14 protein-coding genes are annotated in these 14,255 nt (G+C 61.8%); 10 read left to right on the top strand and 4 right to left on the bottom strand.

Features of this window, described 5'->3' with window-relative positions; all coding sequences use genetic code 11:
* Nucleotides 1-108: 108 nt before the first annotated feature.
* Nucleotides 109-678, top strand: a complete 570-nt coding sequence (locus tag AruCF_RS12400; RefSeq protein WP_063568802.1) for a cysteine hydrolase family protein — start codon at nt 109-111, stop codon at nt 676-678.
* Nucleotides 679-932: 254 nt separating this feature from the next.
* The gene (locus AruCF_RS12405; protein WP_063568803.1) at nt 933-1,118 is read left to right on the top strand and encodes a hypothetical protein; all 186 of its coding nucleotides are present in this window, start codon (nt 933-935) and stop codon (nt 1,116-1,118) included.
* 33 nt (nt 1,119-1,151) lie between these two features.
* Here the strand turns inward: AruCF_RS12405 and AruCF_RS12410 are convergent, their stop codons facing one another.
* Nucleotides 1,152-2,507, bottom strand: coding sequence for an erythromycin esterase family protein (locus tag AruCF_RS12410; protein WP_156524590.1), 1,356 nt, complete (start codon nt 2,505-2,507; stop codon nt 1,152-1,154).
* A 29-nt stretch (nt 2,508-2,536) separates the two neighbouring features.
* Nucleotides 2,537-3,226, bottom strand: a complete 690-nt coding sequence (locus tag AruCF_RS12415) for a phosphoribosyltransferase (protein ID WP_063568805.1) — start codon at nt 3,224-3,226, stop codon at nt 2,537-2,539.
* A 267-nt stretch (nt 3,227-3,493) separates the two neighbouring features.
* On the opposite strand from AruCF_RS12415, the gene AruCF_RS12420 reads away from it, so the two are divergent.
* The 6 genes from AruCF_RS12420 (at nt 3,494) to AruCF_RS12445 (ending at nt 9,568) form a co-directional block, all read left to right on the top strand.
* Nucleotides 3,494-4,141 carry a BON domain-containing protein gene (locus AruCF_RS12420; RefSeq protein ID WP_063568806.1) on the top strand — a complete coding sequence of 216 codons (648 nt, stop codon included), beginning with the start codon at nt 3,494-3,496 and terminating at the stop codon, nt 4,139-4,141.
* Between the two features lie 24 nt (nt 4,142-4,165).
* Nucleotides 4,166-4,819, top strand: a complete 654-nt coding sequence (locus AruCF_RS12425; protein WP_082878696.1) for a nitroreductase family protein — start codon at nt 4,166-4,168, stop codon at nt 4,817-4,819.
* Nucleotides 4,820-4,939: 120 nt separating this feature from the next.
* Nucleotides 4,940-5,368 (top strand): universal stress protein, encoded by a 429-nt coding sequence (locus tag AruCF_RS12430; protein WP_063568808.1) that lies wholly within the window; start codon nt 4,940-4,942, stop codon nt 5,366-5,368.
* Nucleotides 5,369-5,380: 12 nt separating this feature from the next.
* Nucleotides 5,381-7,924 carry a cation-translocating P-type ATPase gene (locus AruCF_RS12435; protein ID WP_063568809.1) on the top strand — a complete coding sequence of 848 codons (2,544 nt, stop codon included), beginning with the start codon at nt 5,381-5,383 and terminating at the stop codon, nt 7,922-7,924.
* 89 nt (nt 7,925-8,013) lie between these two features.
* A complete protein-coding gene (locus AruCF_RS12440) occupies nt 8,014-8,991 on the top strand; it encodes a cation diffusion facilitator family transporter (protein ID WP_063568810.1) in 978 nt (325 codons plus the stop codon).
* 25 nt (nt 8,992-9,016) lie between these two features.
* Nucleotides 9,017-9,568, top strand: a complete 552-nt coding sequence (locus AruCF_RS12445; RefSeq protein ID WP_063568811.1) for a cytochrome b — start codon at nt 9,017-9,019, stop codon at nt 9,566-9,568.
* Nucleotides 9,569-9,637: 69 nt separating this feature from the next.
* Here the strand turns inward: AruCF_RS12445 and fabF are convergent, their stop codons facing one another.
* Nucleotides 9,638-10,909 carry a beta-ketoacyl-ACP synthase II gene (gene fabF, locus AruCF_RS12450; RefSeq protein ID WP_082878697.1) on the bottom strand — a complete coding sequence of 424 codons (1,272 nt, stop codon included), beginning with the start codon at nt 10,907-10,909 and terminating at the stop codon, nt 9,638-9,640.
* Between the two features lie 107 nt (nt 10,910-11,016).
* Between fabF and AruCF_RS12455 the strand changes: the two genes are divergently transcribed.
* Nucleotides 11,017-11,598 carry a TetR/AcrR family transcriptional regulator gene (locus AruCF_RS12455; RefSeq protein ID WP_063568812.1) on the top strand — a complete coding sequence of 194 codons (582 nt, stop codon included), beginning with the start codon at nt 11,017-11,019 and terminating at the stop codon, nt 11,596-11,598.
* A 109-nt stretch (nt 11,599-11,707) separates the two neighbouring features.
* A complete protein-coding gene (locus AruCF_RS29135; protein ID WP_156524591.1) occupies nt 11,708-12,619 on the top strand; it encodes a hypothetical protein in 912 nt (303 codons plus the stop codon).
* A gap of 366 nt (nt 12,620-12,985) precedes the next feature.
* On the opposite strand, the gene AruCF_RS12460 is transcribed toward AruCF_RS29135, so the two are convergent.
* Nucleotides 12,986-13,771, bottom strand: coding sequence for a reverse transcriptase domain-containing protein (locus AruCF_RS12460; RefSeq protein ID WP_082878698.1), 786 nt, complete (start codon nt 13,769-13,771; stop codon nt 12,986-12,988).
* Between the last annotated feature and the right edge of the window lie 484 nt (nt 13,772-14,255).

Raw genomic sequence — 14,255 nt, forward strand, 5'->3', positions numbered from 1 at the left:
AAAACGTCGCGCGGTGGCCGTGGCGGCCATGCGGTATAGTCGGCTTCGCTCGGCTTTTCGGCCCCGTCTCGACCCGCCCATCGATTCGAAATTCTCCGGCCCGTCCACATGCGCTCCCCACTTCCCCCACGCGGTGCCGTCCTTCTGCTGATCGATCTGCAGTGCGCGATCGACCATCCCAGTTGGGGTGAGCGAAACAATCCCGGCGCCGAGCGCCAAGTGGCTCGGCTCCTCGCCCATTGGCGCGCCCAGGGGTGGCCGGTCTGGCACGTCCGGCATGACTCCACGGATCCCGCGTCTCACTATCGGCCGGGCCAGCCAGGGCATGCCTTCAAGCCGGAAACAGCGCCCATCGTGGGGGAAGCAGTCATTCCCAAGCAGACGAACAGCGCGTTTATCGGCACCGACCTGGAAAAGCGGCTGCGCGCCCATGGCCACGACACGTTGGTCGTGGCGGGCGTCATCACGAACAATTCCGTCGAGGCGACGGTGCGCATGGCTGGCAACCTTGGCTTGCAGGCGTGGCTCGTGGCCGACGGCTGTTTCACCTTCGCCCGGACCGACTGGAATGGGGCGGCGCGAAGCGCCGAGGATGTCCACGCCATGTCGCTCGCCAACCTGGACGGCGAATACTGCACCGTCGTCACCGCAGATGCGCTGTTGAACGCCCTGGGCTGAAGGCAGGGGGATGCCACTGGCCGGCGCGCCCCGCCCCGTTTGAGCCGCGGTCCTTCGTCGCGCGGGCTTATGTATGGATTTTATCTTCTCTTTAATGTCATAAAAAACCATACATATAGAATCATTCAAGAGTTTGTATGGATTCGGAGGTAGAATTCGACGCTTGTAGGGAGCAGGGCGCTAAGCCCTGAACCAGGCTGATGCAGTGGTCTCAGGCCACTGCCGTTTGGCTTTGCCTGGCCCACGCGCAGTAAATGCAGCTGCCGCAGCAGCGTTTTGAGGAAATGATGAATTTTTGGGTCCCTGTAATCTTCGGTACGTTCAAGATCCTCGTGTTGGGCACGGGCATGTTCCTGGCGATCAAGTCGCATCACGAAGGCGCCAAAAAGGACAAGGAAAAGATGAAGAAGGAGAAAGAGAAGGAGATGAGCGCAACGTAGGGCCCGGCCCCCATCGCCTTTGCGTTCGCGGCGCTACAGCCCACGCGGGAAAGTCTCTGGCGCCTCTCCCAACGTCCAAGTGTCACCCCACTCCAGGGGCTCGACGGCGCGGGTCTGGTCGAAATGGAGGACGCAGTCGAACTGTTGCGGCAGGCAAGCATAGAAATAGTGGCTCTGCCGCTCTGTATGCGGCCGATAGATGACGCCGATGGCACGTTCCAGCCGACGCCTGGACAGCGCTTGCGTCAGGCTCCGGTCGCCCTTGAACGACACCACGAATCGGTCGATGCCTGTCTCATGCAGCGCTGCCTCGTAGCTGCCAGGCAGGGCCGGCAGCACACGCTTGCGTTCTGCCGGCGAGTCCCAGTCGTCCGCGGCGGTGACGCTTCCCTGATAGGTGGTCAGTCCCACCAGGAAAGTCTCGGCGCCGTAACGCTCGCGCGCCAATTGGCCTACCGTCCACTCTCCCGCCTGTCCAACGTCCGTCGCGCGCGCATCGCCCACATGCGAATTGTGTTCCCAGACGATGATTTTGGCCGGCCCGCCGTCCCTCGTCCGTGGCAGATGGCGGGCGAGGGCATCCAGGGTCTGTGCCATATGGCGGTCCCGCAGGTTCCAGGAAGACACGCGCCGATCGAACATCGTGCGGTAGTACTCTTCGGCATTCGTGATCAAGCGCGCATTTTGTTGCGCATAGAACAGCGCATCGCTTGACTCATATCCATCGCTTTTCAGATATTGCGAGGCACGCGTGTTCAGTTCAAGCATCTGCGCGATGACGGCGCCCTGGCATGAGGCCGACAAGCCGTGGCTCGTCAAATATCCATAGCGTTCGCTGTTGCGATCGAAATGATCAAAACAAGCGTAGCGGTCACGCGCATGGCGGGCCGATTCGGGGTCGACATGATCGAGATATCGCAGCACTTCCGCGATCGACGTAAACAGGCTGTAGAGATCCAGGCCATAGAATCCGACCTGCTCGGTCAGGGGTGACACCGAGTCGTTGTAGTCACGCAGCCACTCGATGAAACGAACCACCGAGGTATTGCGCCACATCCAGGTCGGAAAGCGCTTGAAACTCGCCAAGGCCTGATCGCCGGTGGTGTCTTCCCCCAAACCGCGAACGTATCGATTGACCCGATACGCATCCGGCCAATCGGCCTCGACCGCTACGGCGCAGAAGCACTTTTCCATGATCAGCCGTTGCGTCAGCCGCGCGCGTTCTTCATAGAACTCGTGCGTTCCGTGGCTGGCTTCGCCGATCAGCACAAAGCGCGCGTCGCCGATCCGCTCCAGAACGGAGTCGTAGTCGCGCGAGCTTCCCGTAAGCGCAAGCGCGGACGCGGCAATCGACCGGGCAGGCGAGGGCAGATGCGCATCGGTGGTCATTTCCATAAGCTGCCTTGGGCCAAGAACCATCAACCGTGACTCGGCGCGGGCGACGCTATCCATGCGGACAGCGGATGGGTGCGCGCGGCTTCTTGCAAGAGACTGATTACTTCGTCGTCCGTGGTCTGCTCAAAGTCCAGGTACCACTGGCCCACGCCGTAAAAAGGCGCGGGCGTGCTCAAGCAGATCATTTCGTCAGCCTCAAGCGCCAGTTCCTCGTGGGTCTGCGCGGCGGAAACCGGAACGGCGACCACGACCTTTGCCGGCTTGGCCATCCGCACGGTCCGCACCGCCACGCGCATCGTCGAACCGGTCGCCAGGCCATCATCCACGAGAATCACCGTTTTTCCGCGCAGACGCAGCGGTGGCCGCCCCGCCCGGTACAACGCGTCACGGCGCATCAGCTCCCTTCGCTCGCGCGACGCGATTGCCTCGATCTCTTTCATGGAAATCCCGTACGCCGCGATGACCTCGGTCTGCAGTTCAGACTGATCGTTGCTGATCGCGCCGATGGCGCATTCGGCATGCCCCGGCATCCCGAGCTTGCGCACCAGCACGACGTCCAGCGGAACATTCAGCGCGGCGGCAATCTGGAAGCCCACCGGTACTCCCCCGCGGGGCAGTGCCAGCACGATGACGTCGGTGCGTCCCGCATATCCCATCAGCCGCCTGGCCAGCAGCACTCCAGCCTCTTTTCGATTCTTGAAAGGAGCGTCCATCCATGAACCTCCGTCGTTGCTTCCTGAAAACGCCAGGCGTGCCATCGCTGACCGCCGCGTGCGAGACGGGCGCGCATCGTCGGTCCCGGCCTGGATCGGACCCGCTAAGTTTCCCTCAGCGTAAATCCCCGGATCAGGTCCGGATTGACCAAAGTCAATCCTCGAGCAAAGCGCAGGCACACAATCGAAGTGCCTCGCCGCGATGGACAGCGACCGTCATGCGATGGGGCGACGTGGATTTCATTCTTCAGCGATTGGAGCCCCATCATGAAAGACGAGGAACTTCGCCGCCATGTGCTGGAGGCCTTGGAATTCGATCCCAGTGTCGACGCCACCGGGATCGGCGTGGCCGCGTTCGAGGGGGTCGTCACGCTTACCGGGCATGTCGGCACATACAGTGAGAAGTACGCCGCCGAGAAAATCGTGGCCAAAGTCAAAGGCGTAAAGGGAATCGCACAGGATATTGAAGTCCGCGCGAGCTACGAGCACGGCAATTCCGATGAGGAACTAGCGCGGCGCGCGCTGCACAGCATTGCCTGGAACGTGGCAGTGCCCGACAACCAGGTGCAAGTCAAGGTACAGCATGGATGGATCACTTTGGGCGGCGCGGTGCGCTGGCGTTTTCAACGCGACGCGGCTGAAAGTTCGGTGCGCCAGCTCAAAGGGGTGAAAGGAGTCGTGAACCAGATCACGCTGGACGACGGCCCCCGAATCAGTGACGTCAAGGAGCGCATCGAAAGGGCGCTCAAGCGCAGCGCGAGTCTGGAGGCCCACGACATCGAGGTGAATGTGCGTGGCCACACGGTCATTTTGAACGGCAGGGTCAAGAGCTGGCTGGATCGACGCGCCGCCGAGAAGGCGGCATGGAATGCCCCCAGCGTGACCGCTGTTGAAGACAATCTCATCGTGAGCTAAGTCCCCACACAGGCAGGTTTTTCCATGACCCCATTTTCTTCAGGCAAAGATCCGGGCGCGGCCGGCAGCGCTTCCGGTCCCGAGCCCGCGTCGGCGCGGGCGCTGGCCACGCCCATGGCGTTGCCGGCTCCCCGAACCGATGGCGGCATGCCCCTTCAATCAGCGCTCAAGCTGCGGCGATCCGTCCGAAGCTATTCGAGCGCGCTCTTGAGTCCGCAACAGCTCTCGGACCTGCTTTGGTCGGCGTGTGGCGTCAATCGCGACACGGGCGATCGAACCGCGCCGTTCTGGCGGCACCGCATCGTATTGGACGTCTATGTGCTGCAAGGCGACGGCGTGACGATCTACGATCCGGTGCGCCATGCGTTGCTACCACATCTGAAGGCCGACCTGCGGAAGGCGGCGGGTCAGCAGGATTTCGTTGGCACCGCGCCGCTGGAGCTTGTCTACGTCGCCCACGGCGAAAAGATGGCGGACATCACGACGGTGGAGCGTCATCTCTATGCGTCGGTCGATGCGGCATTCATCGGCCAGAATGTCTATCTATACTGCGCCTCCGCGAATCTTGGCACGGTCTTTCGCGGAGCCGTGGATGCAGTCAGGCTGGGCCGCGAGCTGCAGCTACCGGAGAGCGACTTCGTGACCTTCGCGCAAACCGTCGGGTTCGCCCTGCCGTGATCCGGGCGCCTCTTCATTCCCGCCACGCACGGCAATGCCCTGTGTGCTTGACCTGTATCAATAATCCCCGCCGCGGATGCGTCAAGCTGAAAGGATCCAGACTCCCCCAGAGAGGCCGTGATGAAAATCCTCGTTGCCGTCGACGGTTCGAAGTTCTCCTTGCATGCGGTCAAGTACGCGGCAAAACTGGTGGCAGGCCTGCAATCGGGCCCGCACAGCATCACGTTGATCTGCGTGCACGACGATACCGGCTTGAACCACGCAAAGTCCTTTGTCGGCAAGGCAGCAGTGGTTGATTATCTGCGCGAGCGCTGTGAAAAGGAACTCAGGCCCGCCCGCAAGTTACTTGATGCGGCCGGCATCAGGCATGACATGGTCGAGCGAACCGGCCATGTAGCCAAGGAAATTCTCGACTGTGCGGGAAAGGGAAAATTCGATCTGGTGGTGCTGGGCTCCAAAGGCCGCGGGGCCATCGCCGACCTGCTTATCGGTTCGGTCGCGCAGCGCGTGCTGGCGGCGGCCCGCCAGCCTGTCCTCCTGGTGAGGTGAGCCGCCCTGGACATGGACGACATCGATGGCCTGAGCCCGGCGCAGGCGCGGCAGCGCCTGGCGCGTGACGGCCCGAACGCGCTCCCGGCTTCGCAGCGGCGTAGCGTCTTGCGGCTGGCGCGCGAGGTGGTGGCGGAACCCATGTTCTTGCTGTTGGTGGCCTGCGGCGCGCTCTATCTGGCGCTGGGCGACCGGCAAGAGGCGTTGATGCTGCTGGGGTTTGTGTTCGTCGTGATGAGCATTACCTTCGTGCAACAACGTCGCACCGAGCGCTCGCTGGAGACGCTGCGCGATCTATCCAGCCCGCAGGCGCTTGTCAGGCGGGGTGGCCAGACCCAGAGAATCCCCGCTCGCGAGCTTGTGCGCGGCGACGTCGTGCTGCTGGCCGAGGGGGACCGCGTGCCCGCCGACCTGCAACTCATCAGCACCGCCAATCTGGCTCTGGACGAATCGCTGCTTACCGGCGAATCGGTGCCGGTGCGCAAACAGGCGGGCGCTGACGCGGCCGTCCTGGCATACGCCGGCACCCTTGTCACGCAGGGCGGCGGGCAGGGGCGCGTCGTGGCCACGGGCGTGCATAGCGCGCTGGGCCGTATCAGCCAGTCGCTACAGAGCATCGCCATTGATATCACCCCCATCCAGCGCGAAACCCGGCGTGTCGTCAGAAACGTAACCGTGGTGGGGCTCGCGCTGGCGGTGGCGCTGGCATTGGCGCACGGGTTTTTGCGTGGCGATTGGCTGGGCGGAATGCTGGCGGGATTGACGCTGGCCATGGCCATCCTGCCGGAAGAATTGTTGGTCATCCTGACCTTGTTTCTGAGCCTGGGCGCATGGCGCTTGTCGCGCCAGAAGGTGTTGGCCCGCAGCATCCCCGCCGTGGAGTTGCTGGGAGCCACCACCGTACTCTGCGTTGACAAGACCGGAACCCTCACGACCAATCGCATGGCCGTTCGGCGCCTTCAGTCGGGCAGCGCGCTATACGACAGCCTGCGCGACGGCGCAGAGCCGCTGCCCGAGGCGCTGCACGGCGTGCTGGAATACGCCCTCCTGGCCACCCACCGCCACGCCAGCGACCCGATGGAGGTCGCCATTGTCGGCGCCGGCGCGCGGCTATTGGCCCGCACCGAGCATCTGCACGCTGACTGGAGCCTGGTCGAGGACTACCCTTTGTCGCCCGCCATGCTCGCCATGTCGCGCGTCTGGCAGTCGCCCGACCAGCGGGCCTACGTGATCGCCGCCAAGGGCGCGCCCGAAGCCGTGGTCGACCTATGCCACCTTCCCGCGGCCGATCGCGCGCGCATCGCCCAGCAGGTGGCGGCCATGGCCGCCGATGGAATACGCGTGCTGGGTGTGGCGCGCGCCGTGTTCGCCACCCCGCCGCTACCGGCCAGCCAGCACGATTTCGACTTCGTCTTTCTCGGCCTGGTGGGGCTGGAAGACCCGCTGCGCCCCGATGTGCCAAGCGCCATCGCCTCCTGCCAGGCAGCCGGTATCCGGGTGGTGATGATGACCGGAGACCATCCGGCCACTGCCGTCGCCATCGCCCGTCAGGCAGGCCTGGACGCCAACGCGCCGCCGATGACCGGCCAAGCGCTGGCGAGCCTTGACGACGCGGCCCTGCGGGAGCGCTTGTCCGTCACCCAGGTGTTCTGCCGCCTGCAGCCCGCGCAGAAGCTGCGCCTGGTGCAGGCCTTTCGCGCGCGCGGAGACATCGTCGCCATGACCGGCGATGGCGTGAACGACGCGCCCGCCCTCAAGGCGGCTCACATCGGCATCGCCATGGGCGCGCGCGGCACCGAGGTGGCGCGCGAGGCGGCCGATCTGGTGCTGATGAACGACGACTTTGCCTCCATCGTCACCGCCGTGCGCCATGGCCGTCGCGTGTTCGCCAATCTGCGCAAGGCCATTGTGTTCGGGGTGGCAGTGCACGTGCCCATCGTGGGTCTATCCCTGGTGCCGGTCTTGCTGGGGTGGCCCATGCTGCTGATGCCGGTGCACATCCTCTTTCTGCAGCTCATCATCGACCCGGCCTGCGCGATTGTGTTTGAAGCCGAGCCGCTCGAAACGGATGCCATGACCGAGCCGCCGCGCCGCGCGGGCGCCCGCCTGTTCGACCGCGCCATACTGACCCATGGCTTGTGGCAGGGATGCGGCCTGCTGGTTCTACTGTTGGCCCTGTATGCCGGCGCGCGAGTGGTGGCAAATTCCGAAGACATGGCCCGCGCCATGGTGTTCACGGTACTGGTGCTTGCCAACCTGGGACTCATCTACGCCAATCGCAACCTGACGCGCCCCTCCTGGCGCACGGGGGATGCCGGCAACCGCTACGCCGCCTGGATCAGCGCGGTCACCGTCCTGCTCCTGGCCTGCGTGCTCGGCATCTCTCCCGTGAGCCGCCTGTTTGCGTTCGAGCAGCCAACGCCGTGGATACTCCTGGCGGCGGCGGGGCTGACCGTGCTGGGTTTGCTGTGGCTCGAGGCCGTGAAATGGGCGCTAGGGCGCAAGTCAAGGCCAATCCGTTGCGGTGCGTCCCGTCCGGCGCCGCCGCGACATTGACGCCCACGTTCATCATTCGTTCAGGTTTCGGTGCTTATGCTCCTGCCCAAACGCCGCAAGGCTAGATTGCAAGAACGGGAGCATGAACCATGACCGCCTTTCCGCCTCCGCTGGAAGATCCGGAGGACGATGAACACAGCCCGGCCGAACGCGCCGCCGCCGCCGCCCGCAGCACCTGGGTGAGCGTGGGCGTGAACGTGGTGCTCGCCACCGCGCAGATCGTCATCGGCATTTTCTCGAAGTCGCAGGGCCTGATCGCGGACGGTATTCATTCTTCTTCCGATCTGATCGCCGACTTCATCGTGCTGCTGGCCAACCGCCATGGCCAGAAAGCAGCCGACGCGGACCACCACTACGGCCATTATCGCTACGAGACCGCGGCGTCCCTGGCGCTGGGCGTTTTGCTGCTGCTGGTCGGCGGCGGCATGCTGTGGTCCGCCGTGACCAAGCTGGAGCAGCCCGACGCGATCCCGCAGGTCCACCTCGTTGCGCTGTGGGTGGCCTGTGCCGCCCTGGTCATCAAAGAGGCCTTGTTCCGCTACATGCTTGCCGTGGCCAAGCGCGTGAAGTCCAGCATGCTGGTGGCCAACGCCTGGCATGCGCGCTCCGACGCGGCGTCGTCGCTGGTGGTGGGCCTGGGCATCATCGGCAACCTGCTGGGCTACCCGATACTGGATCCCATCGCCGCGGCCATCGTGGGCTTCATGGTGGCCCGAATGGGCTGGAGCTTCGGCTGGGACGCCTTGCACGACCTGCTGGACCGCGCCATCGACGAAGGCGAGGCCGCCGCGATCCAGCGGACCTTGCTGGACACCCCGGGTATTCAAGGCGTGCACGATCTACGCACCCGAAAAATGGGGGATATGATCGTCGTTGACGCTCACCTGGAAATCGACGCCGGGCTGACTGTCGACGAAGGCCACAAGATCGCCGTGCAAGCGCGCCAACGCGTCATGCAGCGGCATCGTGTATTGAACGTGATGACCCATGTTGATCCCTGGAGACCTCCCGACGCGCCCACGCAGAGCGCCGAGGGCAGGGCGATTATCGAACCAGGCTGTCCGTAGCGCGCTTTGACGACAAGGAAGAAACATGAAAATCAAGAACTCCGACACTCAGTACGCAGGCCTGGTGATCACCATGCACTGGCTCATGCTCGTGGTCCTGGCATTGGTCTACGCCTGTATGGAATTGCGCGGACTGGCCACCAAAGGCACCGATCTGTACAACAACATCAAGGCCCTGCATTTCTCGCTGGGGCTGTGTGTGATCGGGTTGGTGGTTTTGCGGGTGGTTATCCGGGTGGCTTCGGGCCCGGCGCCTGGCGTGCGGCCGCCGATGCCGAGGTGGCAGGATGTGCTTTCACGGGTGATGCATTACGCGTTGTATGCGTTCATGATTGCCACGCCGATTCTGGGGTGGCTGACGCTTAGCGCCGGGGGCAAGCCGATTCCGTTGTTCGGCCTGGAGGTTCCGGCGCTGGTCAGCCCGGACAAGGCCCTGGCCGATCAGGTCAAGGAATTGCATGAAACCTTGGCCACGGTGGGCTACTTCCTGGTGGGGCTGCATGCTGCTGCGGCGTTGTTGCATCACTATGTGTTCCGGGATAACACGTTGGTGCGGATGTTGCCGGGGAGGCGGTGAGGGTTCTTGGGGCTGGAGCGCGGGGCGGGCGTGATCCAGGGCAGAAGCGCTTCACCCGCGAGGCAGGGCTCAGGCTGAAAATCGCTTGAGAACCAATGACGCATTGACGCCACCGAAGCCAAATCCGTTGAGCATGGCATGCTCCATGGCATGAGCGCGCGCACTTCCAGCGATCAGGTCCAGGCCATCTGCCAACGGATCTGGATGTTCCAGGTTGAGCACGTGTGGCGCAATCTGGTCACGCAAGGCCAATATAGTGAAAATCGCGGCGGCCGCGCCAGCGGCTCCCAGCATGTGGCCCATGGCGGATTTCGTGGCCGTAATGGAGGGGCCAGAGCCTGCTCCAAACACTTGGCGAATGGCCGCCAGCTCTCCTCGGTCACCGACCAGCGTGGATGTCGCATGAGCATTCAAGTGTTGAATGTCATGGGGTTGCAACCGCGCCTGCCGCAACGCCGCGCGCATCGATCGGGCGGCGCCGGAACCATCTTCCGGCCCGGAAGTGACGTGATAGGCATCGGCGGAAGTGCCGTAGCCTACGACTTCCGCCAGCGGCTTGGCACCGCGAGCCAACGCATGATCCAGCCCCTCCAGCACCAATAGCCCCGCGCCTTCGGCCATGACAAAGCCGTCCCGGGCCAGGTCAAACGGGCGGGAAGCCTTCGCGGGCTCGCTGTCGCAATGGGTCTTCACCGCCTTAGCCGCCGCGAAGCTGCCTAGCGCCACTTTGTCGATGGTGGCTTCGCTACCGCCGCAGAGCGCCATGTCGGCTTCGTCATTCCGAATCAGGCGCGCCGCATCGCCAATGGCCTGGATGCTGGCGGCACAGGCTGTCACCGGCGCTCCCAACGGACCCTTTAGCTGGTGCCTGATCGACACTTGTCCCGCCGCCAGATTGGCCAGGAAAGCCGGCACGGTGAAAGGCGACAAGCGCTGCGGCCCCTTGCCATCCGTGGTTCGCACAGCTTCGACAATGGTGCTGAAACCGCCCACGCCAGAGCCGATGATGGTTGCCGCGCGCTCCTGCTGCTCGGCGGTCGGATGGCGCCACTGTGCGTGTGCCAGGGCCTGATCCGCCGCGCCCAATGCGAATGCGATGAAGCGGTCCATGCGGCGTAGCTCTTTTGCCGGGATGACGGCTTCGGCCCGCCATCCGGCTTGCGGATCCTCCTCCTGGCTTGGCACCCGGCCAGCGATGGAAACGCCGGAGCCTTCGCCAACCGCCGCATCCAAGGCGCGTATTCCGGACTGGCCCGCCAGCAAGCGTTGCCAGACCAGCTCCACATTGCATCCGAGAGGGGACACCAAGCCCAGACCGGTGATGACTACCCGACGTTCCATACCGCACCTTCCGCAATTGAACCCAGCCCTTGCGACGGGCTGAGTGTAATGTTATTGATGATGAGCGTAATCATAAATCAATTTTGATGAGGGGTATCATCTAACCTATGAAAGTCAGCAAAGCACAGGCCGCCAAGAACCGCGAAGGAATCGTGGACGCCGCCGCGCGCCTCTATCGAGAAAAGGGCCTGGATGGCGTGGGCCTGGCCGAGATCACCCGCGATGCGGGCTTGACCCATGGCGGGCTGTACCGGCACTTCGAGTCGCGGGATGCCCTCGCTCGCGAGGCATGCACGCGCGCGTTTGAGTGGACGATTACGCCGCAAGAGGGATCGGAGTCTTCAGAGGCGGATGGTGTATCTGCCGGCGGACTCCGCGCACTGGTGTATGGTTATCTTTCCACGTTCCACCGCGATCACCCCGGAGAGGGTTGCCCTGTTGCCGCACTGGCGGCAGACGTTGCCAGGGCAGGGCCGGAAATGTCAAAGGTCTTTGCGCAGGGCGTGGAACGCAACTTCCAACGCTTCATGAGTGAGCTCCAGGGGAGTGACCCAGCCAAGCGCACGCAGGCCATCGTGACCCTCAGCAGCATGGTTGGTGCATTGACCCTCGCCCGCGCCACGGCGGCGGGCAACCCGGCGCTTTCCGAAGAAATTTTGGCAACTGTGCGGGAGCGGTTCGGCGGATAATTTTATTCTGGCGGCCGCTCTGACTCAGCTCGCCCGAGCTAGCGCTATTCGAACCAGTTCACAATCTCCAAAGCATTAATAATGTGTATCCATGCTTGGCCACCGAGACATGATCCAAACTTCACCGATCCCCTTTTCCGCGCGGACTAATCAATCGCATCGGCAAGTCGATGCTGACTTTCCAGACACAGCTAGGGCAGGCCTACTTCATCTACTAGCCGACCTTGTCGAAAAAAGGTATGTGGCTGACTGGGTCGTAATAGCTCGCGAGCTTCACCGGACCGGTCGATTTGAGCTTGTGTCGTATGACACTTCGTCGGTGTCAAGCCTTAAGCAGGCGCAGGCTAACGCCACTTCAGCGCTGCAGAAGCTAGAATGGCCAAAGATCTACGACTTCTGTGAGCGTCTGTATTCTCGACTTCCAAATCAAGTTGGATGGGAGGACGGCTACGGCAATTACACTGAGGAGATTTCACGTGCTGATTCGCAAGCCTACATAGCTGCTGAACTACAGCGACTCTTTCTTGAGGAATCGCTCGCTTACGACTTTACCGATGGCGCAGTTCGGCGAAGAGGGCGGAAGCACACTGTAGAGCTATCGTCAAAAGCTCACGTAGTCCTGGGCGCAGTGGAATTGATCAGTGCGCGTCAGCATTTTGAGAAGGCGCGGCAGTTCTTCCAGCACCCTACCAAGCCAGATTTCGAGAATGCGGTCAAGGAAGCAGTATGTGCGGTTGAGGCAACCGGCAAGGTGCTTTTTCCAATGGCAAAGGCGTCGACACTGGGGGATTTGATCAAATGGTTCGGAACGACGGGCGTTGTGTCGGTTCCGAAGGCACTCATACAAACACTCACGGGCATTTACGCCTTCCGAAGTGGGGCTGAGGGAGTGGCTCATGGGGCCACCACCGGAGGGAAGGTCTCTGCTGACATCACTGAGTACGTTCTAGCTGTGTGCGCGTCACAAATAATTTTCTTGGTGGATCTCGCAAATAGCCTTGAGGGAGATGTGCCGTTTTAGGTCTGCAACGCCATCCACTAGACCGCGAGAGCCTCAACAAACCGGCTGGCGCCTCTAAAACACGTTCCCGGGCCGGAAGCGACCAGTCACCCGCGTTGGCTCGCGGCCAAGAAGAGACACGCACCTTGAATTGGGGCAAGCGCACAAAGAATAGCCGTTTTTATGGCCGGGAATGTCTGCCCCAGGTCGGAAGTGGGCGTCAGGCCTGGTCTGCTGTCGGCCAAAGACCAGGCAGTCCGCCGAACTGGATGTCTTTTCAGTTTGAGCACAGATCGCGTTGCCAGTAACTGCGCCAATTCTTCGCAACTTGGTCGAGTAGCGCGTCAGACTCGGATGTGTCGTCCGCGTAAGCCTGCGTCAGCAGGGTTAGGGATGAGCGTCCATGACCTCAAAGAACGTAGCTTGAGCGGCGTTGATTGAGCGGATGTATCTCAACATCCCTTCTTTTTGATGGTCGGATGTCGCCTGGAGATAGGCATCAACAAATAACCCCATTCTTTCTGAAGAAATGGTGAGGTTCCCTTGGGATAGGTGTATGTTGAACGACAATATCTGTTCACCGGGCGGCTGTGTCTTGCTCGTACTGACTTTCCAACCAGACCTATCTGCAGCCGCTTTGATACTTTCAAATTCCTGTTGAAGACGATATGGGTCGCTACCGGATAGAATGATGTCATCGACGTAGACGCTTACGGTAATGTCTGGTTTGGAGGCCAATTCATGCAGTACTCGTCCTAGCGCGCTTTGGTCAAGGCACACGGAGGCAATAATCGGGGACTGGACGAAGCCGAAAGGTAAGATGTACTGGGAATCTACATCGTCAACTAATCGGATCACTGAATCGCGGGCGAACTCGCGTGCGACCTCATACCCAAAGTATTGCTTCAGCGCTCGGGTCACTCTGCTGAGATTAATGCTTGTGAAGAAGCTCTCTATGTCTACACAGCAAAAATGGGTGTTGGCCAAATGTTGTTTAATGGCTCGAACGTGGCCGCCGTGGTGACAATGGTAGAAGTATGCAGGAGCTTGCCACTTTTCTTTGATTTTCGAGGTGATACGTTCGCCTCGCTCTCGTGACTCTGCGGACGGCACAAACACCCATTTTCCAGGAGCAAGCTCAAACCGCTCCTCCCACAACTCATGAAAGGCCATGTTTTCTATGCCATGATGGTGGGTAGTTAAACGCCGTGCTGCAAAGCTGCCAGATCTCGTTTACCAGCCTTACGGCCAGAATCGAGACATGCAGGACTCTGCAGACTAGGCGATAAGTTTTGTCTTTTGACATAGTTATCGTCCTCCATCTCAAGCCCGGCAAACCTAGCGCAAAGCGCACGACTTTAACCAATTCAATACCATGAGAGGACCCCATGGCGATAAGTCATATCACGGAGTGACAATGAGATTATGGGGATGATAGGCGCACAAATGTAAGCCTAATGCCGGGCGGATGAAGATTAGCATATGTTTCGGTTGCGCGTGCGCGCTGATGGTTCTGGTTCGCCATGAAGATCGACTGCGTCATCCTAGACGGCTGCGCTGCTTTGGGTTCGCCTCTCGCTCATCCTTGACGGGCCGTGGCCGCATGCGTGTCGCTGACGTCTCGCGCGTGCCGGCGGTACTTGCCAGCCCTAGACTG

It is taken from the genome of Achromobacter ruhlandii (genome assembly GCF_002082135.1).
GTDB lineage: Bacteria > Pseudomonadota > Gammaproteobacteria > Burkholderiales > Burkholderiaceae_B > Achromobacter > Achromobacter ruhlandii.

What these genes read in the sequence shown, in the direction of transcription:
- AruCF_RS12400 (WP_063568802.1), top strand. Translation starts at nt 109, where the DNA reads ATGCGCTCCCCACTTCCCCCACGCGGTGCCGTCCTTCTGCTGATCGAT.
- AruCF_RS12405 (WP_063568803.1), top strand. Translation starts at nt 933, where the DNA reads ATGCAGCTGCCGCAGCAGCGTTTTGAGGAAATGATGAATTTTTGGGTC.
- AruCF_RS12410 (WP_156524590.1), bottom strand. Translation starts at nt 2,507, where the DNA reads ATGACCACCGATGCGCATCTGCCCTCGCCTGCCCGGTCGATTGCCGCG.
- AruCF_RS12415 (WP_063568805.1), bottom strand. Translation starts at nt 3,226, where the DNA reads ATGGACGCTCCTTTCAAGAATCGAAAAGAGGCTGGAGTGCTGCTGGCC.
- AruCF_RS12420 (WP_063568806.1), top strand. Translation starts at nt 3,494, where the DNA reads ATGAAAGACGAGGAACTTCGCCGCCATGTGCTGGAGGCCTTGGAATTC.
- AruCF_RS12425 (WP_082878696.1), top strand. Translation starts at nt 4,166, where the DNA reads ATGACCCCATTTTCTTCAGGCAAAGATCCGGGCGCGGCCGGCAGCGCT.
- AruCF_RS12430 (WP_063568808.1), top strand. Translation starts at nt 4,940, where the DNA reads ATGAAAATCCTCGTTGCCGTCGACGGTTCGAAGTTCTCCTTGCATGCG.
- AruCF_RS12435 (WP_063568809.1), top strand. Translation starts at nt 5,381, where the DNA reads ATGGACGACATCGATGGCCTGAGCCCGGCGCAGGCGCGGCAGCGCCTG.
- AruCF_RS12440 (WP_063568810.1), top strand. Translation starts at nt 8,014, where the DNA reads ATGACCGCCTTTCCGCCTCCGCTGGAAGATCCGGAGGACGATGAACAC.
- AruCF_RS12445 (WP_063568811.1), top strand. Translation starts at nt 9,017, where the DNA reads ATGAAAATCAAGAACTCCGACACTCAGTACGCAGGCCTGGTGATCACC.
- fabF (WP_082878697.1), bottom strand. Translation starts at nt 10,909, where the DNA reads ATGGAACGTCGGGTAGTCATCACCGGTCTGGGCTTGGTGTCCCCTCTC.
- AruCF_RS12455 (WP_063568812.1), top strand. Translation starts at nt 11,017, where the DNA reads ATGAAAGTCAGCAAAGCACAGGCCGCCAAGAACCGCGAAGGAATCGTG.
- AruCF_RS29135 (WP_156524591.1), top strand. Translation starts at nt 11,708, where the DNA reads ATGATCCAAACTTCACCGATCCCCTTTTCCGCGCGGACTAATCAATCG.
- AruCF_RS12460 (WP_082878698.1), bottom strand. Translation starts at nt 13,771, where the DNA reads ATGGCCTTTCATGAGTTGTGGGAGGAGCGGTTTGAGCTTGCTCCTGGA.